The following is a 20,357-nucleotide window of genomic DNA, read 5'->3' on the forward strand; positions in this document are numbered from 1 at the left end:
CGCCGAACGCTCCCTCTCCATGAGGACTGAAAATGGGTAACGAGAGCCAGAACTTCCTGCCTGAAATGGGCGACCAGGAGGGGCCGCAACAAGGCCCCAGCTGGGGCAATCCCCGCTGGCTTGCGGATGTGGTTGATAGCGGCGCGGATTTGACCGCGGCGCTCGACCCCACGCAGATGCGTATCGCCGTCGCACAGGCGGCGGAAAAGGCGGGCAAGGCCCTCGATCCCAAGGCGATCGAGCAGGCCGCCGACGACAGCATCCGCGCGATGCTGCTGGTGCGTCTCTATCGCGTCCGCGGGCACCTTGCGGCCGATCTCGACCCGCTGGGCCTCTCGCATCGCGACGTGCCCGAAGACCTGACGCTCGAATGGCACAAGCTGGCCGGACAGGAAGACCGCGAGGTCTATGTCGGCGGCGTGTTCGGCTTCGAATGGGTCACCGTGGGCGAGCTCTACCGCGTGCTGCGCGAGACCTATTGCGGCAAGGTCGGCCTCGAATACATGCATATCTCGGACACGGAGGAACGCCGCTTCCTCCAGGACCAGTTCGAGACGCCCGAGGACACGATCCAGTTCACCGAGGAAGGCAAGCGCGCCATCCTCGCCGCCGTGATCCGCGGCGAGCAATACGAGAAGTTCCTCGGCAAGAAATACGTCGGAACCAAGCGCTTCGGCCTCGATGGCGGCGAGTCCATGATCCCGGCGCTTGAAGCAGTCATCAAATATGGCGGCCAGCTCGGCGTGCGCGAGATCATCTACGGCATGGCCCACCGCGGCCGGCTGAACGTGCTCGCCAACGTCATGGGCAAGCCCTACAAGGTCATCTTCCACGAGTTCTCGGGCGGCAGCGCTAACCCCGACGATGTCGGCGGTTCGGGCGATGTGAAGTACCACCTCGGCACCAGCACCGACCGTACCTTCGACGGCATCGACGTGCACATGAGCCTTGTGCCGAACCCCTCGCACCTCGAGGCAGTGAATCCTGTCGTGCTCGGCAAGACCCGCGCCCAGCAGGCGATCCGCGACGATCTTCGCAAGCACGAGCAGGTCCTGCCCGTGCTGCTCCACGGCGACGCAGCCTTTGCGGGCCAGGGTATCGTCTGGGAATGCCTCGGCTTCTCGGGCGTGCGCGGCTACAACACCGGCGGCTGCCTGCACTTCGTGATCAACAACCAGATCGGCTTCACGACCTCGCCCCAGTTCGCGCGTTCAAGCCCCTACCCCAGCGATGTGGCCAAGGGCGTCCAGGCGCCGATCCTCCACGTCAATGGCGACGATCCGGAAGCAGTGACTTTCGCCTGCAAGCTCGCCATCGAATACCGCCAGAAGTTCGGCCGCGATATTGTGATCGACATGTGGTGCTATCGCCGCTTCGGCCATAACGAGGGCGACGAACCGAAATTCACCCAGCCACTGATGTATGATGCGATCCGCGCGCATCCCAAGGTAAGTGAGATCTACACCAAGCGTCTCGTCGAGGAAGGCGTGATCGACCAGGCCTATGCCGATGGTCTGTGCAACGAGTTCAACGAGCATCTCGAGCAGGAATTCGCCGCCGCCAAGGATTACAAGCCCAACGAAGCCGACTGGTTCGGCGGTCGCTGGGCGGGCATGAACAAGCCGGCCGATCCGGAAACCGCGCGTCGCAACGTGGAAACCGCGCTCGACAAGAAGCTGTTCGACAGTCTCGGCCGCACGCTGACCACCGTCCCGGACGACGTGACGATCCACAAGACGCTCGGCCGCGTGCTCGATGCCAAGCGCGAGATGTTCGCCAGCGGCGAAGGCTTCGACTGGGCGACCGGCGAAGCGCTGGCATTCGGCAGCCTCGTCACCGAAGGCTTCGGCGTGCGCCTTTCGGGCCAGGACTCCGGTCGCGGCACTTTCAGCCAGCGCCATGCCGTCTGGATCGACCAGAAGGACGAGCGCAAGTACATACCGCTCTGCACGCTGCCGCACGGCAAGTTCGAAGTCTACGACAGCCCGCTGTCCGAATACGGCGTGCTCGGCTTCGAATACGGTTTCGCCATGGCGGACCCCAAGAGCCTGGTGATGTGGGAAGCGCAGTTCGGCGATTTCGCCAATGGCGCGCAGATCATGATCGACCAGTTTATTGCGGCAGGCGAAGTCAAATGGCTGCGCGCAAACGGTCTCGTTCTGCTGCTGCCGCATGGTTACGAGGGCCAGGGTCCGGAACACAGCTCGGCGCGTCTCGAACGCTTCCTGCAGCTGTGCGCCAACGACAACATCCAGGTGATGAACATCACCACCCCGGCGAACTATTTCCATGCCCTGCGCCGCCAGATGCTGCGTCCGTTCCGCAAGCCGATGGTCATCATGACCCCCAAGTCGCTGCTCCGCCATCCGCTGGCGAAATCGAGCGCGGAGGAGTTCATGGGCGAGCATCACTTCATGCGCATCAAGTCGGACATGACGGACATCGACGACAACAAGGTCAAGCGCCTCGTGCTGTGTAGCGGCAAGGTCGCCTACGACCTCATGCAGCGCCGCGACGAGGCGGGGCTCGAGGACGTCTCGATCGTCCGTATCGAGCAGCTCTATCCCTTCCCGGGCGAACCGCTGGCCGTTCGCCTCGAGCGGATGACCAACCTCGAAACGATCGTCTGGTGCCAAGAAGAGCCGAAGAACAACGGCGCATGGTTCTTCGTCGACCGGCTGATCGAGGAAGCGGCGACCAAGGCGGGCAAGGACGGCATGCGCCCTTGCTACGCAGGCCGCGAGGTTGCGGCATCGCCCGCCACCGGCTTCGCCAGCCGCCACCAGGTCCAGCAGGAAGCGCTGGTGAACATCGCTCTCGGCCTCAACGGCGGCGACATTTCCGCTGCTACCGGCAATTGCACCTGATTCAGGCCTCCAGAAGGAAACCCATAAAGATGGCCACCGAAGTCAAAGTCCCCACGCTCGGCGAGAGCGTTACCGAAGCCTCCATCGGCGAACTGCTGAAGAATGTCGGCGATAGCGTCGCTGTGGACGAACCGATCGTCAGTCTCGAAACCGACAAGGTCGCGGTCGAAGCGCCCTCGCCTGTCGCCGGCGTAATCAAGGAATTCAAGGTCGCCGTGGGCGATACGGTCGAAGTCGGCGCGGTCCTCGCGATAGTCGAGGAAGGTGGCGCCGGCGCTGCCCCTTCGAGCGAACCCAAGGCCGCTGCACCCGATTCTGGTGTCGAAAAGGCTGCTCCTGCACAGGCCAAGGAAGCGGTCGGTTCGGACGCCTCGCAGACCCTTTCGCCCGCCGTCCGCCGCGCCGTGCTCGAACATGGGGTCGACCCTTCGACCATCAAGGGCACCGGCAAGGATGGCCGCCTGACCAAGGAAGACGTGATCGCCGCCGCCAAGGCCAAGGGCGATCCTGCACCGGCTCCGGCAGCTTCGGCTCCCGCCCCTGCCCCGGCTCCCGCCGCTACCGGCGAGCGCCGCGAGGAACGCGTCAAGATGACGCGTATGCGCCAGACCATCGCCAAGCGCCTCAAGGGTGCGCAGGACAATGCTGCGCTGCTCACCACCTTCAACGATGTGGACATGAGCGCGGTCATGGAAGCGCGCGCGAAGTACAAGGACCTCTTCGCGAAGAAGCACGACATCCGCTTGGGCTTCATGGGCTTCTTCGCCAAGGCCGCCTGCCTCGCGCTGAAAGATGTGCCCGCGGTCAACGCCTATATCGAGGGCGACGAGATCGTCTATCACGATTACGTCGATATCTCAGTCGCCGTGTCGGCACCCAACGGCCTCGTGGTCCCCGTCATCCGCGACGCGCAGGACAAGGGCTTCGCCCGCATCGAGAAGGACATCGCCGACTTCGGCAAGCGCGCCAAGGAAGGCACGCTGACGATGGAAGACATGAAGGGCGGCACCTTCACCATATCCAACGGCGGCGTGTTTGGATCGCTGATGTCGACCCCGATCATCAACCCGCCGCAGAGCGCTGTCCTCGGCCTCCACCGCATCGAGGACCGCCCGGTCGTCGTGAACGGCGAAATCGTCATCCGCCCGATGATGTATATCGCCCTGTCCTACGACCATCGCCTGATCGACGGCCGCGAGGCGGTCACCGCACTGAAGATCATCAAGGAAGCGATCGAAGATCCGACCCGGATGCTGATCGACCTCTGAGGAAAGACACATGGCTGAATACGACTACGACGTCCTCGTCATCGGCGCTGGCCCGGGTGGCTATGTTGCCGCGATCCGCGCTGCGCAACTGGGCCTGAAGACAGCCTGTGCCGAAAGCCGCGAGACGCTGGGCGGGACCTGCCTCAACGTAGGCTGCATTCCGTCGAAGGCGATGCTGCACGCATCCGAGTATTTCGATGCTGCCAGCAATGGCGCGATGGCCGACATGGGCATCGAGGTCGCTCCCAAACTCAACCTCGACAAGATGCACGCCCAGCGCCGCGATGCGGTTAAGGGCCTGACGGGCGGCATCGAATTCCTTTTCAAGAAGAACAAGGTCGACTGGAAGAAGGGCCACGCCACTTTCCAGGATGCGCATACAGTCAAGGTCGGCGACGAGACGGTCACCGCGAAGAACGTGATTATCGCCACCGGCTCCTCGGTCACTCCGCTGCCGGGTGTCGAGGTCGGCAACGACAAGCATGTGGTGGTCGATTCCACTGGCGCGCTCGAACTGCCCGCCGTGCCGAAAAAGATGGTCGTCATCGGCGGCGGTGTCATCGGGCTGGAACTTGGTTCGGTCTGGCGTCGCCTCGGCGCGGAAGTCATCGTGGTCGAATATCTCGACAAGCTGCTGCCCGGCATGGACGACGATGTCCGCAAGGAAGCGGCCAAGATCTTCAAGAAGCAGGGCATGGAATTGCGCCTGTCGACCAAGGTCACCGGTTGCACCGTCAAGGGCAAGAAAGCCACTCTGACACTCGAGCCCAGCGCAGGCGGCGACAGCGAGGAGCTGGAAGCCGATTGCGTGCTGGTGTCGATCGGCCGCAAGCCGAATACCGACGGCCTCGGCCTCGAAAACATCGGTCTCGAAGTGAACAAGCGCGGCCAGATCGAAACCGATCACGATTTCCGCACCGCCGTCGACGGCGTCTGGGCCATCGGCGACGTCGTCCCCGGCCCGATGCTCGCTCACAAGGCCGAGGATGAAGGCATCGCCTGCGCCGAGAACATCGCGGGCCAGACCGGCATCGTGAACCACGACATCATCCCGGGCGTCGTTTACACCTGGCCCGAATTCGCAGGCGTAGGCCTGACGCAGGAAGAGGCGATCGAGAAGCTGGGCGGCAAGGACAAGGTCAAGGTCGGCAAGTTCCCGATGATGGCCAACAGCCGAGCCAAGACCAATCACGAGCCCGACGGCTTCGTGAAGGTCATCGCCGAAGCGGAAAGCGACCGCGTGCTCGGCGTGTGGGCGATTGCCAGCGTTGCCGGTACGATGATCGCGCAGGCCGCACAGGCGATGGAATTCGGTGCTACATCCGAAGACATCGCCTACACCTGCCACGCCCACCCGACGCATTCCGAAGCGATCAAGGAAGCGGCAATGGCAGTCCAGGGCAAGCCGATCCACATCTGACAGCATGGGACAGGCCACTCTCTCGCGAACCCTCGAAGGCGCGCGAGTGGTGGTTTTCCCGCTAGTCGGTGGTCTGCTGGTCTTCTGGTTCCATGAGGCGCCCCGGCATTACGCGCTGGTCAATCTGACCGCCTTTGCATTAGGGCTGCTGGCGATAGCTTTTGCCCGAATACCCAAGAAGGCAAACACGCTTACCGGTATCGGAATAGTTCTGGTCTGCCTACTTGCCCTGCCGATCCTGACCGGGCCTTCGCTTGACGGCGTGACCCGCTGGCTACCGCTCGGCCCTTTGAAACTACACTCCGGGATGCTGGTGATCCCGATGCTGGCAGCGATCGCAATCCGGCTCGGCAAACGAGGTTGGTGGATTCTTGCTGCCGCCATGATCGCATCTGTCGCCCAACCAGACGCGGCCAGCGTTCTCGCGCTTTCGCTCGCCAGTTTCGCCCTTGTCCACCTGTCAAAAGATTGGCGTCCGCTCGCTGTCGGGGCCGCCGGGCTTCCCCTCACCTATTTGGCCTCGACCAGGGGTGACCTTCCTGCGGTCGAGTTCGTCGAAGCTATCGTACCGATGCTATGGGTCGAGATGGATCTGAAGGCACAGGCGATCGGCCTTGCGGCTTTGCTGCTCGCCCCGATCCTCTACCTTACAAAATACAATAAAGCGCGTTTGGACACAGCGCTCGCGGTAGCTGCCAGCTATTGCGGATTTCTCGCGATGTCATTCATCGGCGACTACCCTGTCCCCCTCGCCGGTTATGGCGCGGCGTCGATCCTCGGATTAATGCTAGGCATCGCAATGATCGCGCCCGCCCAGAGCCAATCCAACAGCCGTTGAATTCCCGAAGATGTGAAGATGCGCCCGCTCTTCCGAAGAGTCGGGCGCCTTTCGATCACACCTCGTCCGGATAGACCGGCTGGATATCGACCGGGATTGCATCCATCGCGGCGAAGCGCCCGCGTGCCGAGTCATCCAGCTTGGCATAGCGCTCGAAAAAGGCCTTGGTGCCTTCGTAATCGCCCGTCGCCTGCAGCATCAGTTGCTCGTGCAGCAAGTCGCGCACGGCGGCCTCCATCCTGGCATTGTCGACGACGTAGCGGTTGGCCCCCGCATCCCAGCGAAACGCGCCCTTTTCCTTGAGGTAGCCGTATTGCAGCGCCGCGCCATAGCCATGCGCGCTTTCAGTACCGAAGCGCATCGAGCGGAACAGGCCGGTGAAGTAGGTCGCGAAAAGTTCGGGCTTTTCGCTCGCCGGGATTTCACCCTTTTCCATCATGTAGAGGATATTCCAGATTCCCATCACGTCGGCTTTGCTTTCCTCGAGCGAGGAATAGCGGTCGCGCAGCGCCTCATTGACGGTAGTCTGAACCCCATCGACCGTGATCGTGCCCGGGCCGAGGCTGTGCGACAACTCGTGGAAGAGGGTATTCATCTCCATATATTTCTTGCGCACGAGCCCCGCCTGCGGTTCGGCAAGCACGATATCGCCCATCGGGGACAGGATGCGGTCGAATTTTGCACCCAGCACATTCGCCAGGATGACCTTTTTCGCACCCTTGGCCTCGCGCACGCGTTCGTCGTTGGGCAGGTTGAAGGCGATGGTCTGCACGCCGGGGACGTTGTCGCCGCCCCCATGGACCTGGTCGGCCACCGCAATGGGGCTTTCGAACCCGCGCTGGAAGTTCTTGTACCGGTCCTCGATCGGGAGGTTACCCTCCATGTCGCGCAGGTAGTTCTTGTATTTCGCCAGCGCGGCGCTTTCCTCGGGATTGCGCAGCGTGACGAAGCTCTCGAAGGCGGTCTTGGTGCCGTAGAGGCGGTCGGTGTAGACTTCGTAGGGCCCGATCGCGACCTCGATCGGTGTATCCGTCAGGTCCATCCAAGCCATCTCGCTTTCGAAGTAATCGTCCGAAAGGAAGGAATCGGCGCGCAGGCTGAGGAAGCGCTTGAGGCTGGGATTGGTTGTTATTGCAGCGGCCTGCTTTAGCAGGGCAGCTGCGGGCTGGAGCCATTGGGCATAGGCAGCCGAATAGGGGACCGCGACCAGCCGGTCGCCATCGCGCTGCACCACGGTGTAGGGACCGAGCAATTCCTCCTTCTGGTCAGGATTTGCTTCGAGATAGGCATCGAATTCCTCGCGCGTCATGTCGGCGGGGTAGAAGCCTGCACCCAGGGGCATTTCCTCCGCTCCCCAGAAGGGGTGGAATTCCTCAAGATCGTCCCACGCGCCATAGTAGCGGTCGAACATCGTCAGCAGCAGGTCGCGGTCGGCGCGCTTGGAATTGCTGATTGCCTGCCGGATCAGCGGATTGCCGGCGAAACGCTGGCGCAGGTAGATCTCGTCCATATACCCGCTGGCCTCGATCAGCAGGTTCACCACCTGCCGTTCCTCGGCGGTTAGGTAGCTGGTGTCGGGATTCATCTCGATCACTGCCAGCTTGTCGTATTGCGCCTGCAAATCGTAGCCATCAGCAACGACTGCATCGGTGCTCGCGACGTTGGTTTCGGTCATGGCCGGCGCGCAGGCGGCAGTGGCGAGCAGAAGGGGCAGGATGGCGTGGCGCATGGATTCCTCCGGGATATTTTGTTTTCGTGCAGTGCGCTTAACGTCCGAAACCGCGCTTGTCTCCCATTGCGATTGACGCTGACGCGCGATTGACCGACACAGGCGCAGGAGAGGAGATCGAGGCTTGGCATATCCCGTCCTAACCAAGGAACCCGGCGCAATCGAGACCGCCGCCATGATTGCGCGGGGCGACATGTCGCCGCTGGAAGCAGTAGATGCCGCGATCGCGCGGATCGAACGGCTGGATGCCCATATCGATGCCGTGGTGGTGTGCGATTTCGAGCGCGCCTGCGAGCGGGCCGCGCAGCTTACCAAGGCCGGCCACCAGAGCGACCAGCCGCTCTTCGGCGTACCGATGACGATCAAGGAAAGCTTCGATATCGAAGGCCTCCCGACAACATGGGGGTACACGGCGCACGCCGATAATATCGCCAAAGCGGATTCGCGCGTGGTGCAACTGCTCAAGAAGGCTGGCGTGGTTTTCCTCGGCAAGACCAACGTTCCGCCCGATCTTGCCGACTGGCAATCGGCCAACCCCGTTTATGGACGCACGCATAACCCGCACGACCACGAAAGGTCTCCCGGCGGCTCTTCGGGCGGCTCGGCGGCTGCGGTAGCGAGCGGGATGGTACCGTGCGAATTCGGCACCGATATCGGCGGTTCGGTCCGCGTACCCGCCCACTTCTGCGGCGTCTGGGGCCACAAATCGAGCTGGGGGCTGATCAGCAAGGAAGGCCACGATCACCCGTTGATGGCAGGGCGCGGCGCGCATGACGCTGCGCTTTCGATCGCCGGGCCGCTGGCGCGCAATGCAGCCGATCTCGCCACGCTCTTGCGCATTACCGCAAGTATCCCCCTTTCCGAACGCTCGCAGAAGCTGACTGACAGCAAGGTGCTGGTGCTGATCGACCACCCCTCGTGCCCGACCGACGATACGGTGCGCGGCCCCATGGAAGCGATGGCGAGCGAACTGGAGAAGGCCGGGGTCTCGGTCAGCCGGTCGAGCGACCTCCTCCCCGACCTCGCGAAGCAGCACTCGGATTATATGCGGATGCTCAATATCGGCATGGCGCGCGGCGCTCCTGCCAAGGACGGGAAGCGGGCGAGCGCGACCGACTGGTTCGATCTCCTCGACATCCAGGCAAGAAACGAGATGGCATGGGCGCGCGTGTTCGGCGAATTCAACTTCGTCCTGACCCCGCCCGCTCCCGTGCTCGCGGTGCCCAACAGCCAGACGCGCGTCTTCGACGGCAAATTGTCGATCAACGGCTCCGACGTGCCTGGCGCGGCGGGCCTTTGCTGGGCGGGCGTCGCGACCTTCCCCAACCTGCCCGCGACCGTCCTGCCCATCGGGGAGAGCGGCGGATTGCCCTGCGGCATGCAGGTCATGGGCCCGCGCTGGTCGGACCTGGCAACCATCGAGGCGGCAGAAGAGATCGGGCGGGTCTTGCACTCCTGAACGCCAGCGCCCAAACGTCCCGTCCTGACGGGAGACGCTAAACAATGGCGCAGCAGCGCATGATGCTCAATTTCGCCAAGTGGCACATCTGGCTCGGCTGGCTGGTCGGCGTGCCGGTGCTGATGTGGACGGTGACGGGCCTGATCATGGTGATCAAGCCGATCGAGGAAGTGCGCGGCAACCACTTGCGCAAGGAAGTGGTCGAAAAGGCCCTGCCTCGCGATACGAACATCTCGGTTTCGCTGCCTTCGGAAAGCACCGCCCCGGTTCGCTCGGTCACCACGCAGGTCGAGCGCGGCGAGACCGTCACCCGCATCACCTATATGGACGGCACCAGCGAACGATACCGCGCGAATGGAGCGAGGATGTCGCCGCTTTCGGAAATCGAGGCGCGGATGATCGTCGAACAGGGCATCGAGGGCGGTGACCGTGTCGTGAGCGCGACCCGTTTCGATGCCGACAAGGTCCCCTTCGATTTTCGCCGCCCCGTGCCCGTTTGGCAGGTCGCGCTCGAGGATGGCACGCATGTCTATGTTGGGACCGAGACGGGCACTATCGAGGCGGTGCGGACCGAATGGTGGCGCACCTTCGATTTCGTCTGGGGCCTGCACATCATGGATTTGAAAACCCGCGAGGACACCAGCCACCCGATCCTGATCCTGTTTGCAGCCCTGTCGGTTCTCGGCGCGCTGCTCGGCTGCATCCTGATGTTCCGACGCCGCAAGGCCCGTGTGAAGGTTGCGGCGTGAACGAAGAGATCCTCACCCCGGTGCTCGACTGGCTGGATCTTGCCGGCGTGGCGATCTTCGCGCTGACTGGGGCGCTGGTTGCGGCAAAGGAAAAGCAGACGCTCGTCACCCTGTCCTTCTTCGCCCTGTTCACAGGGGTTGGGGGCGGCACGATCCGCGACCTGCTGATTGACGCTCCCGTCTTCTGGATTGCTGACCCATGGGTGGCTGCAATCTGCCTCGGGATGGCCTTGTTCGCCTGGTTCACCCCGACCCGCTGGTTCGAGGGACGGTTCCTTTCGGTGGTCGACGGCCTCGGGCTTGCGGCCTACGCAGTGCTTGGGACCGCAAAAGCTATCGAATACGGAGTTCCGCCCGTGCCCAGCTTCCTGATGGGCGTGATCACCGGCTGCGCAGGGGGAATCATGCGCGACGTCATCGCCGGACGACCTTCGATCCTGATGAAACCGGAACTCTACGTGACTGCAGCCGCGTTGTCGGCCAGCCTGACCGTCATCGGCGACCTGCTCGACATCACGCGCTGGTGGGTGTGGATTGCAGCGACGTTGGCCGGCTTCGGCCTCCGCCTCGCTGCAATCCGTTTCAATCTCGCGCTGCCGTCCTATGACGAGCGCGCTGCCAGCGAGGATTAGGCCCCGGCACCCGGATAGCCGGTACCGATTTCCAGATCGCCGTCGATCTCCTCATCGGTCTCGACAGGTCCGCCCGGATAGGACGGCTGCTCGGCCTGGGCGGTTTCGGCAGGCGCCTCGCTATCGACGCGGCTCCATTCCGAAGCATAGCGATCGTCGTCCCACTGTCGGCCGTCGTCGCCGCCCTGCTCGTTCTCGCCCTGGTCGTTTTCGTAACGGATATCTTCGTAGCGGTCGTCGTAATCGCGATCGTCGTCCTCGTAGCGCGCACCGCGTCCGCCGAAGTCGATATCCGTCACGCGCCCACTGTTGTCGATCCGGCAGGTAAAGCCGTCACCGCGCGAGACGGTGCCCTCGACCATCCAGCCGCGCGCCGTACGATCGACGCGGTCGACGGTTTCGACGCGCCGTTCGCGGTCGACAGCATCGACGCACATCTCGATCGCGCGGTCGATACCGCGTGTGTCGTCATAGCGCACGTCGCGGCGATAATCGCGGTCACGGTAACGGCGGTCGTCGCGCGAGGCGGCCTTTGCGACATGGGCAATGGCGCCCACGATGAGGACACCGGCGAGGACATCTCCCAGACCCGGGCCACGACGGTAGCGATAGCGGTGATAGCGACGGTGCTCGGCCTTCCCCGCTTCCTCGATTTGCTGGACGACATCGGCGCCTGCATAAGAAGGAGACGTGGCAGGCAAGGGCATTTCGGCCGCATAGGCCGGCGCGGCGGTGAGCGAAAGCGCTGCGATCATGGCAGGCGCAGCGGCAAGGTTCTTGATGTGCGGCATGGGCCGATCCCTGTTGTTCCCGCACCCCCACCCGGCGCGAGTCGTTTTTAGATGTGATCATTCATGCGCGCGAAAGCCTTTATTCTGGCTGAACCGCGCACGGAAAAGCGGCCCGGGGATGAGACACCCCGGGCCGCCAACTCGTTCTTGTATTCAGGTCTTAGCGGAGACCGCTAATGCCCTTGAAATCGACATTGGTGACACGTCCACGTTCGATATAGCAGGTGAACTTGCCTTCATCGCGATTATCGTAGCGCGAACGGCGGTCATAGCGGTCATAACGGTCGTAGCGATCGTAGCGATCGTAGCGATCGTAGCGATTGCCACGCTGGCCATCGACGACCATCCGGCCCTTGACGCGCCAGCCGTAACGCGTGTCTTCTACATCGCGAATTTCGGTCACTCGTGACCAGCGGTAGCCGCCATAGCGTCGCGCATCCTGCTTGGCCGCATTGACGCAGCGTTCAACGGCTGCACGCGGATTGCCACGGTGGCGATACTGGTTGTAGCGATAGTCGCGACCATCGCGGTAATAGCGTCCGTCGCGATAATAGCGCCCGTCGCGATAATAATCGCGGTCGCGCTTGGCCGAATTGGCAATGGCGGCGATCCCGCCGATAATCACGGCACCGGCAATCACATCGCCAACGCTGATTCCATCGTCGTGGCGGTCACGAGCCTGGGCAGGTGTCGCACCGGCAAGCGCCATTGCGCCCACAGTAGCCGTCGCGATCCCACCTTTCGCGAGCTGCTTGATATTCTTGATCATGTGAGGCTCTCCTCATGTCGTACCGTGGCGGGATTGCCTCGGTTGATTGAGGGTCTACGCGAGTCGCAGTGAGGCGACCCTGAATCGCGCTGGCAGCCAATGTTCAGGAAACTGGTTAGTATTGTGAACAATAAGACGCAAACAAAAGGGCCGGAGGATTGCTCCCCCGGCCCTTCGCTTGTCTCGAACTGGAGAGCGCTTACGCGTCTTCCATTTCCTCGTCGGTCATGACGGGGCCGCTGTCCTGGCCCTTGGCGTCGACATCGCGGTCGACGAATTCGATCACGGCCATGGCGGCGGCGTCGCTGTCGCGATAGCCGGCCTTGATTACGCGGGTGTAGCCGCCGTCACGGTCCGAATAACGCTCGGCGAGGACGTCGAACAGCTTCTTCAGCTGGGTTTCGTCCTGCAGCTTGCTCATCGCGAGGCGACGGTTCGAAAGGCCGCCGCGCTTTGCCAGCGTGATCAGCTTTTCGATGTAGGGGCGCAGTTCCTTCGCCTTGGCGGCGGTGGTGAGGATCTGTTCGTGCTTGATGAGCGCGGCGCTCATGTTGCGGAACAGGGCCTTGCGGTGGCCGGTCTTACGCTGGAGCTTACGACCTGCAATTTTATGACGCATTGTATTTCCTTCTTCGTTCGAAAAGGGCCCGTTCTAGGTAGCCCAGTGCTGGCGGCGGTCAGGGCCCGCCGCCGTTGCCCTTCGTTGCCCGAAGGCCCCGATTAGCCGAGAAGTTCCTGTTCGAGCTTCTTGGCCATTTCTTCGATGTTCTCGGGCGGCCAGCCCGGGATGTCCATGCCGAGGCGCAGGCCCATCGAGCTCAGGACTTCCTTGATCTCGTTAAGCGATTTGCGGCCGAAGTTCGGCGTACGGAGCATCTCGGCCTCGGTCTTCTGAACCAGGTCGCCGATGTAGATGATGTTGTCGTTCTTGAGGCAGTTCGCCGAACGGACCGACAGTTCCAGCTCGTCGACCTTCTTGAGAAGGTAGCGGTTGAGCTGGTTGGTGTCGTTTTCCTGCGGCTCTGCAGCCTGGCCGATCATGGCCGAGCTGGGCTGCGGGATGCCGTCTTCGAAGTGGACGAACAGCGTCAGCTGGTCCTGGAGGATGCGCGCGGCATAAGCCACGGCGTCTTCCGGAGTGACGGTGCCGTCGGTCTCGATGGTCAGCGAGAGCTTGTCGTAGTCCAGTTCCTGGCCGACGCGGGCGTTCTCGACCTTGTAGCTCACCTGGCGGACCGGCGAGTACAGGCTGTCGACCGGGATAAGACCGATCGGTGCATCGACCGGACGGTTCATCACGGCAGGACGATAGCCCTTACCGGTGTCGGCGGTCAGCTCCATGTTGAGCGTGGCACCTTCGTCGAGGTGGCAGATCACGAGATCCTTGTTCATGACCTCGATGTCGCCCGAAACGGCGATGTCGCCAGCCTTCACTTCGCCCGGGCCGGTGGCCGAGAGCTGGAGGCGCTTCATGCCTTCGCCTTCCATCTTGAGCGCGATCTGCTTCACGTTCAGGACGATGTCGGTGACGTCCTCGCGCACGCCGGCGAGCGAGGAGAATTCATGCAGCACGTTCTCGATCTTGATCGAGGTGATGGCTGCACCCTGCAGCGAGGACAGGAGCACGCGACGCAGCGCGTTGCCGAGCGTGAGGCCGAAGCCGCGCTCGAGCGGTTCGGCAACGAAGGTAGCCTTGCGGCCCTTGTCGCCACCGTCCTTGATGTCGAGGGTGTTGGGTTTCTTGAGTTCCTGCCAGTTCTTGATGTTGACGGACATGGATTTCCCCTGGTGTGGATGCGGGCAGGACCGGAGCTCTGTGGTGGGAGCGTCCGGTCCGATGTGGGTGTCGGCGGCCTAGGGAGCCCAGGCCACCGGGCAGGTACGGATCAGACGCGGCGACGCTTGGAAGGACGGACCCCGTTGTGCGGGATCGGCGTCACGTCGCGGATCGAAGTGATCGTGAAGCCGACTGCGGCGAGACCGCGCAGTGCGCTTTCACGGCCCGAGCCCGGGCCCTTCACTTCGACTTCGAGGGTGCGCACACCGTGTTCAGCAGCCTTGCGGCCTGCATCGTCGGCGGCGACCTGTGCGGCATAGGGAGTCGACTTGCGGCTGCCCTTGAAGCCCATCATGCCGGCGCTGGACCAGCTGATGGCATTACCCTGCGCGTCGGTGATGGTGATCATCGTGTTGTTGAAGCTGGCGTTAATGTGCGCGACGCCCGAAGAAATGTTCTTCTTGTCGCGGCGCCGAATACGGCCGGGTTCGCGTGCCATTGTGTAGTTTCCTCTATATTCTCAAGAAGGGAAAAGCGTTCGGGAGAACCCGAAGCTTACTTCTTCTTGCCGGCGATCGGCTTGGCCTTACCCTTGCGGGTGCGGGCGTTGGTGTGAGTGCGCTGGCCGCGAACGGGCAGACCGGCACGATGACGAAGGCCGCGATAGGAACGCAGGTCCATCAGGCGCTTGATGTTCATCGCAGTGTTGCGACGAAGGTCACCTTCGACCTGGTGGTCTTCGTCGATCGTTTCGCGGATGCGCAGCACTTCCTCGTCGCTGAGGTCCTGCACGCGGCGCGAATGATCGATTCCGAGCTTGTCGGCGATCTGGACAGCCGTGGTACGGCCGATTCCGTGAATATAGGTGAGCGCGATGATAACGCGCTTGTTGGTGGGGATATTTACCCCGGCAATACGAGCCACTTAAATCTCCATGCTCCACAGGGTCTCTTCAAGCGGGACCCCATCTCAACGCTTTGTATTCGCTGGACTTGCTGGCGCTAGCTAACGCAAAAAGCCCGGATGGCGTGCAAAAGGCTGCCGCCTGCCGGACTCACAACAAGTGTCGAATGAGTGCGCGCTTAGTAGGATTCGCCCTAAGCGTCAACCTCCAGCGCACGCAAACAACCGAGGCCGCCGATATGGGCGGTCATCGCGTTGTTTCAAGGGCAGCTATACAGTCTGAGTTCCCGTCAGTCAAAAGCGGATCAGTCCCCTTCCCCGCCCCCGTCCGTATCAAGCGCGCCTAGATGCGCCTGGAGGCCGCGGAGTTGCTGGCTCATCACACCGTCCACCGCCGCAGAGATCATGTCGATCTCGAAACTCATCGGTCCGCCGACCTTGTAGGTCCACTCGACCAGCGTCCCGCCATCGACGGGTTCGAGGGTAATTGTGAGCACACCTTCAGCCGGTTCGCCCTGGAGCGGGCCGAGTCCGCCGCGCAGGCGCAACGATTTGTCAGGGATGGCTTGAACAACCACTGCATGGCGTGCGCTCCCGTCGAGAGGGATATCGCCCTGCCCCGGAATCTTCTCGCAGAAACATCCGCCCGCGCTCGGCACGAGCGACATGTTCGATGCATCCCCCGACCAGCTGTGATCGTCGGCCCACCAATCGCCGGGCTTGATCAGCGCCATCCACACCTGGCGTGGGGCAGCCGCAATGGCCGCGCTGTCGCTGGTGGTGAAGCCGTGCTCGCTACTTTCCACGACTTCAGCGCTGGCGGGCATGGCAAGCAGGAACGCCGTCGTGGCTGCAATAATGGCGGATTTACGCATCGAACCTCTCCCCCTCTTCGCGGAAAGGTCTATTGCGGGAGAAGCCTTTTGGAAACCCTCAGGCGAGGATTGCGTCGATCGCGCCGGTAACTTCGTCGATAGCGCCCATGCCGTCGACCCGGGTCACGATGCCACGCTTCTCATAGCCGGGCAGGATCGGCGCAGTCTCGCTGCGATAGACCTGCATGCGGTGACGCACGGTTTCTTCCGTATCGTCGGGGCGGCGCTTGAATTCGGTCGAGCCGCATTCGTCGCACACGCCTTCGACCTTGGGCTGCTTGAACGTATCGTGATAGCCCGCACCGCAATTGGCGCAGCTGAAGCGGCCGGTGATGCGCTCGACGAGCGCGTCCTCGTTCACTTCCAGTTCGATGACATGATCAAGGCTGCGGCCATGCTTGGCGAGCAGGCCGTCGAGCATTTCCGCCTGGCCTTCGGTACGGGGGTAGCCGTCGAAGATGGCGCCGGTTTCCTTGCCCATCGCGGTTAGCTCTGCATCGATCAGTTCTGAGACGATTTCGTCCGAGACGAGTTCGCCCGCATCCATGATCGCCTTCGCCTTGATGCCGACGGGCGTGCCCGCCTTGACCGCGGCGCGCAGCATGTCTCCGGTGGAGAGCTGGCGCATCCCGTGATGTTCCACGAGCCGCTGCGCCTGTGTGCCCTTGCCTGCGCCCGGAGGGCCGAGAAGAATAATGTCCATCGAGTAAGGTCCCCTTCCTCGGTGTCCTGCCTTAACGCAGGCGGCCCTTCAACTTGGCCTTTTTGATTAGATCGCCATACTGGTGTGCCAGCAGGTGCGACTGGATCTGGCTGATCGTATCGACGGTGACGTTGACCACGATCAGCAGGCTGGTGCCGCCGAGGAACAGCGGAACGCCGGTCTGGGCGATCATGTATTCGGGCACGACGCAGACGAAAGTCAGGTAGATTGCCCCGATCACGGTGATGCGGGTCAGCACGTAGTCGAGGTATTCCTCGGTGCGCTTGCCAGGACGGATGCCGGGAATGAAGCCGCCGTTCTTCTTCAGATTGTCGGCTGTTTCCTCGGGATTGAAGACCACCGCGGTGTAGAAGAAAGCAAAGAACATGATGCCGATGGCATAGAGAGCCATGTACAGCGGCTGGCCGTGCTGGAGGTATTGCAGGATTGTCTGCAGGACGCTGCCGGTCGAGCTTTCGGTGTCGAGCGAATTGCCCGCGAACTGGGTGATCGTCAGCGGCAGCAGCAGGAGCGAGCTGGCGAAGATCGGCGGAATCACGCCTGCGGTATTCAGCTTGAGCGGCAGGTGCGAGCGGTCAGCCTGCATCATGCCGCGCTGGGTTGCGCGCTTGGGATACTGGACCAGCAGGCGGCGCTGCGCACGCTCGAAGAAGCTGATCAGCAGGATCAGGCCCACTACCATGGCGATGAAGCCGAGCAGGATACCGGTCGATATCGAGCCTTCGCTATAACCACTGGTCATATTGGTGACGAAGGTCGGGAACTGGGCAACGATGCCCGCCATGATGATCAGCGAAACGCCGTTACCGATACCGCGGCTGGTGATCTGCTCGCCCAGCCACAGCAGGAACATGGTGCCGCCAACGAGGCTGATCACCGCGCCGATGCGGAACATGTAACCGGGATCGACTACGGCAGCGATGCCTGAGGACGCGCCGTAGCTTTCCAGGCCTGCAGCCAGGAACCAGCCCTGGATGGTGCAGAGCAGGACGGTGCCGTAACGGGTATACTGGTTGAGTTTCTGCCGCCCGACGGTGCCTTCCTTCTTCAGCGCCGCAAGCGTGGGATGCAGCGCCGAAGCCATCTGCACCACGATCGAGGCGGTGATGTATGGCATGACGCCCAGCGCGATGAGGCTCATGCGCTCGAGGCTGCCACCGGTGAACATGTTGAACATGTCGACCACGCCGCCGCGGGTCTGGTCGGCCAGCACGCTCAGAGCGCGGGCGTTGATGCCCGGCAGCGGAACGAAGCTAAGGAAACGGAACACGATCAGCGCACCGATGGTGAACCAGATTCGCTGCTTCAGCTCGGTGGCCTTGGAGAAATTGGCGAGGCTGATATTGCTCGCGAAACTATCGGCGCGTGATGCCATTGGTCGTCTTCGATCCTAGCTTGGCGCCGGCCCGTCCCGGCGCTGACCGGACAGATAGGGAGCAGGATGACGAATGTCGAACCCCGCCCCCCCCTTTTTCGGTATTATTTGGACTTCTTGGCCTTGTTGGCTTCGGTCCGTTTGGCCTTCTTTTCAGCTTCGCTTTCGCCCTTGGCGATCACTTCGACCGAACCGCCAGCCTTCTCGACCGCCTCGATGGCGCCCTTCGAGGCACCGGCGACGATGAACTTGGCCTTGGCCTTGAGCTCGCCCTTGCCGAGCAGGCGGACGCCGTCCTTGCCGCCGCGTGCGAGGCCTGCGGCCTTCAGCGCTGCGTGGTCGATGTCCTTCTTGGCGTCGAGCTTCTTCTCGTCGATGAACTTCTGGACCATGCCCAGGTTTACTTCGGCATAATCCTTGCCGAACGGATTGTTGAAGCCGCGCTTCGGCAGGCGCATGTGAAGCGGCATCTGGCCGCCTTCGAAGCCCTTGATGGCGACGCCCGAACGGCTCTTCTGGCCCTTCTGGCCGCGGCCCGAGGTCTTGCCCTTGCCCGAGCCGATGCCACGGCCGACGCGCATGCGCTCCTTGCGGGCACCGGGATTGTCGCGGAGATCTGTAAGTTTCATAATATGCACTCGCTTTCGCTTTGGTTCGCGCTTTTGGGATGGTCGGCAAGGCGTCGTGCCCTGCAACCGAACTGGTTCTGCCAGTTATGGAAGGCGCGCCCCCTAACCGATGGCGGAGCGCATGTCCAGCAGCTTTCAACTACCCGGCTTGTCTCCTGGCAAGCTGTCCTCGAGAAGCTTGAGCACCGCCTGTTCGGCAACCTTTGCGTAATAGCGATGTCCCGTCCGCACAGGATGCGGGTCGGACCCATCGCCATTGAAGATGAATGTGGACGTCGTCGGAGTGACCCACCCTGACACATCGATCGTGTGGGTGTTCGGCACACTGCGGGCAGCTGCGAAAATCGCTTCCGCGCAGTTCATAAGGACGGGATCGTATCCCGCAGGCCCGACAAAGGGGCCGAAAACCACGATCGCCATGTCGGGGGCCGCTGCGCGCATTTCCTGAAAGTAGGCCAAGGCCTCGTTCCCAACGTCGCTCGCGCTGTTGAACGCGCAGTCGTTGATCCCGCCAGCCACGAAAACGACATCGGGCCGATCACCCGGAAACGCATCGAGAACGTCGCTTATATGTTCACGAAAATTGGGGCGGTCGGCAACCCGATTCAGATAACCGGTCCCGCCTAAGGCGCTGACCACCGGATCATCGATTCCGAGCCGATAGGCTAGTTCGATAGCCCAGCCGTCGGTTGCGCTTCCGGCTCCCGTCCCCTCGGTGATCGAATCGCCGACAAATACGACTTTGGGCCCGCCATCCCATTCCGGCCGGCGGGCTCCGAGCTTCCCGCCATAGGGCAGTCTGATCTCGCCGAGCATGGATCGCTGGGTGACGATGCGTATGTCGCGGTCGGCGACCGAAGGCGGAAGCGTGAGCAACGTGTAGCGCAGGTCGCCGCGGTTACCATGCCCCAGCGAGAGCGGCTCCGGCGAGGTGCGCACGCCGTCGATCTCAATATAGACCCCGTCTATGAAGCCCGCATCGATGGTGAACAGTTCGAATTGCCTCTGCCCGGCTGGCAGAATGAACTGGAACCCGTCCCACCCACTCATCCGGTCGAAGGAATAACCTCCGGTCTCGTAGACGGGGTTCGCGATCGTCGAGAGCCCCTGCGGCCACCAGAAGAGCAGACCAGGCCAGGTCAGCGGTTGGCTATGTCGCCCGCCCAGATAGCGAATACGCGTATCGTCGAAGCCGATAACGGTGGCTCCGGTGAGCATCGGATCGTTTGCCGTCAGGATATGGATATCGACCGGCAGGTAGGTCTGCTCCCGCCGATTGACGATAGACCGGCGGAGCACTCCCAGCCCCTCGGGACGCGGATTAGGGGTTGTATAGACGGGCACTTCTGTGGGGGAGACGCCCTGCTCGACGGTCGCCAGCTCGGCCCTGTCCTCAAGCAATTCTTCACCGCCACAGCCCGAAATGAGGCTGGCAGAAATAAATAAGAGAGAAAGATAAATCAGGCGGTTCATTCTGCCCCCTTAGAACCATCGCGGATTTTACTTGAGAAGGCGCTCCGCTACAATGCGCAAAAGCGCGCCATTGCCTGCT

The 20,357-nt window shown here is 62.4% G+C and carries 19 protein-coding genes; 7 read left to right on the forward strand and 12 right to left on the reverse strand.

All coding sequences use genetic code 11. The features are described from left to right. Window positions 1–32: 32 nt before the first annotated feature. From K3178_RS12000 to K3178_RS12015, 4 genes are read left to right on the forward strand one after another with little or no spacing between them, the layout of a single operon-like run. Window positions 33–2,867 (forward strand): 2-oxoglutarate dehydrogenase E1 component, encoded by a 2,835-nt coding sequence (locus tag K3178_RS12000; RefSeq protein WP_221571684.1) that lies wholly within the window; start codon window positions 33–35, stop codon window positions 2,865–2,867. A 29-nt stretch (window positions 2,868–2,896) separates the two neighbouring features. After that, window positions 2,897–4,135: a 2-oxoglutarate dehydrogenase complex dihydrolipoyllysine-residue succinyltransferase gene (gene odhB, locus K3178_RS12005; RefSeq protein WP_221571685.1), complete on the forward strand. Its 1,239-nt coding sequence runs from the start codon at window positions 2,897–2,899 to the stop codon at window positions 4,133–4,135. Window positions 4,136–4,145: 10 nt separating this feature from the next. Beyond that, complete coding sequence (lpdA, locus tag K3178_RS12010) at window positions 4,146–5,555, forward strand: dihydrolipoyl dehydrogenase (protein WP_221571686.1); 1,410 nt, start codon at window positions 4,146–4,148, stop codon at window positions 5,553–5,555. A 46-nt stretch (window positions 5,556–5,601) separates the two neighbouring features. Next, complete coding sequence (locus tag K3178_RS12015) at window positions 5,602–6,393, forward strand: hypothetical protein (RefSeq protein WP_221571687.1); 792 nt, start codon at window positions 5,602–5,604, stop codon at window positions 6,391–6,393. A gap of 55 nt (window positions 6,394–6,448) precedes the next feature. Here K3178_RS12015 and K3178_RS12020 read toward each other — a convergent pair whose 3' ends face one another. Beyond that, on the reverse strand, window positions 6,449–8,122 hold the full coding sequence (locus K3178_RS12020; protein WP_221571688.1) for a dipeptidyl-peptidase 3 family protein: 1,674 nt from the start codon (window positions 8,120–8,122) through the stop codon (window positions 6,449–6,451). Between the two features lie 124 nt (window positions 8,123–8,246). On the opposite strand from K3178_RS12020, the gene K3178_RS12025 reads away from it, so the two are divergent. The 3 genes from K3178_RS12025 to K3178_RS12035 are packed head-to-tail and all read left to right on the forward strand — an operon-like array spanning window position 8,247 to window position 10,962. Next, complete coding sequence (locus tag K3178_RS12025) at window positions 8,247–9,581, forward strand: amidase family protein (RefSeq protein ID WP_221571689.1); 1,335 nt, start codon at window positions 8,247–8,249, stop codon at window positions 9,579–9,581. 44 nt (window positions 9,582–9,625) lie between these two features. Next, a complete protein-coding gene (locus K3178_RS12030; RefSeq protein WP_221571690.1) occupies window positions 9,626–10,330 on the forward strand; it encodes a PepSY domain-containing protein in 705 nt (234 codons plus the stop codon). After that, entirely contained in the window at window positions 10,327–10,962 is a 636-nt protein-coding gene (locus K3178_RS12035) for a trimeric intracellular cation channel family protein (RefSeq protein WP_221571691.1), read from the forward strand. The genes K3178_RS12030 and K3178_RS12035 overlap by 4 nt, the downstream gene beginning before the upstream one ends. Here the strand turns inward: K3178_RS12035 and K3178_RS12040 are convergent. The 11 genes from K3178_RS12040 to K3178_RS12090 form a co-directional block, all read right to left on the reverse strand. Beyond that, on the reverse strand, window positions 10,959–11,753 hold the full coding sequence (locus K3178_RS12040; protein WP_221571692.1) for a hypothetical protein: 795 nt from the start codon (window positions 11,751–11,753) through the stop codon (window positions 10,959–10,961). The genes K3178_RS12035 and K3178_RS12040 overlap by 4 nt on opposite strands. Window positions 11,754–11,913: 160 nt before the next feature. Continuing rightward, window positions 11,914–12,522 (reverse strand): hypothetical protein, encoded by a 609-nt coding sequence (locus K3178_RS12045; RefSeq protein ID WP_221571693.1) that lies wholly within the window; start codon window positions 12,520–12,522, stop codon window positions 11,914–11,916. 199 nt (window positions 12,523–12,721) lie between these two features. Then, window positions 12,722–13,141 carry a 50S ribosomal protein L17 gene (gene rplQ, locus K3178_RS12050; RefSeq protein WP_221571694.1) on the reverse strand — a complete coding sequence of 140 codons (420 nt, stop codon included), beginning with the start codon at window positions 13,139–13,141 and terminating at the stop codon, window positions 12,722–12,724. Between the two features lie 101 nt (window positions 13,142–13,242). Continuing rightward, a complete protein-coding gene (locus tag K3178_RS12055) occupies window positions 13,243–14,298 on the reverse strand; it encodes a DNA-directed RNA polymerase subunit alpha (RefSeq protein ID WP_221571695.1) in 1,056 nt (351 codons plus the stop codon). A gap of 110 nt (window positions 14,299–14,408) precedes the next feature. After that, window positions 14,409–14,798: a 30S ribosomal protein S11 gene (rpsK, locus tag K3178_RS12060; protein ID WP_160607305.1), complete on the reverse strand. Its 390-nt coding sequence runs from the start codon at window positions 14,796–14,798 to the stop codon at window positions 14,409–14,411. A 56-nt stretch (window positions 14,799–14,854) separates the two neighbouring features. After that, window positions 14,855–15,223: a 30S ribosomal protein S13 gene (rpsM, locus tag K3178_RS12065; RefSeq protein ID WP_221571696.1), complete on the reverse strand. Its 369-nt coding sequence runs from the start codon at window positions 15,221–15,223 to the stop codon at window positions 14,855–14,857. Between the two features lie 284 nt (window positions 15,224–15,507). After that, on the reverse strand, window positions 15,508–16,077 hold the full coding sequence (locus tag K3178_RS12070) for an SRPBCC family protein (protein ID WP_221571697.1): 570 nt from the start codon (window positions 16,075–16,077) through the stop codon (window positions 15,508–15,510). A 58-nt stretch (window positions 16,078–16,135) separates the two neighbouring features. Beyond that, window positions 16,136–16,780: an adenylate kinase gene (locus tag K3178_RS12075; RefSeq protein ID WP_221571698.1), complete on the reverse strand. Its 645-nt coding sequence runs from the start codon at window positions 16,778–16,780 to the stop codon at window positions 16,136–16,138. A 31-nt stretch (window positions 16,781–16,811) separates the two neighbouring features. Continuing rightward, the gene (gene secY / locus K3178_RS12080; RefSeq protein WP_221571699.1) at window positions 16,812–18,176 is read right to left on the reverse strand and encodes a preprotein translocase subunit SecY; all 1,365 of its coding nucleotides are present in this window, start codon (window positions 18,174–18,176) and stop codon (window positions 16,812–16,814) included. Between the two features lie 104 nt (window positions 18,177–18,280). Next, the gene (gene rplO, locus K3178_RS12085) at window positions 18,281–18,805 is read right to left on the reverse strand and encodes a 50S ribosomal protein L15 (protein ID WP_221571700.1); all 525 of its coding nucleotides are present in this window, start codon (window positions 18,803–18,805) and stop codon (window positions 18,281–18,283) included. A gap of 135 nt (window positions 18,806–18,940) precedes the next feature. After that, window positions 18,941–20,278: an SGNH/GDSL hydrolase family protein gene (locus K3178_RS12090; RefSeq protein WP_221571701.1), complete on the reverse strand. Its 1,338-nt coding sequence runs from the start codon at window positions 20,276–20,278 to the stop codon at window positions 18,941–18,943. Window positions 20,279–20,357: the final 79 nt, after the last annotated feature.

The sequence above is a fragment of the Qipengyuania sphaerica genome (genome assembly GCF_019711595.1).
Taxonomy (GTDB): Bacteria; Pseudomonadota; Alphaproteobacteria; order Sphingomonadales; family Sphingomonadaceae; genus Qipengyuania; species Qipengyuania sphaerica.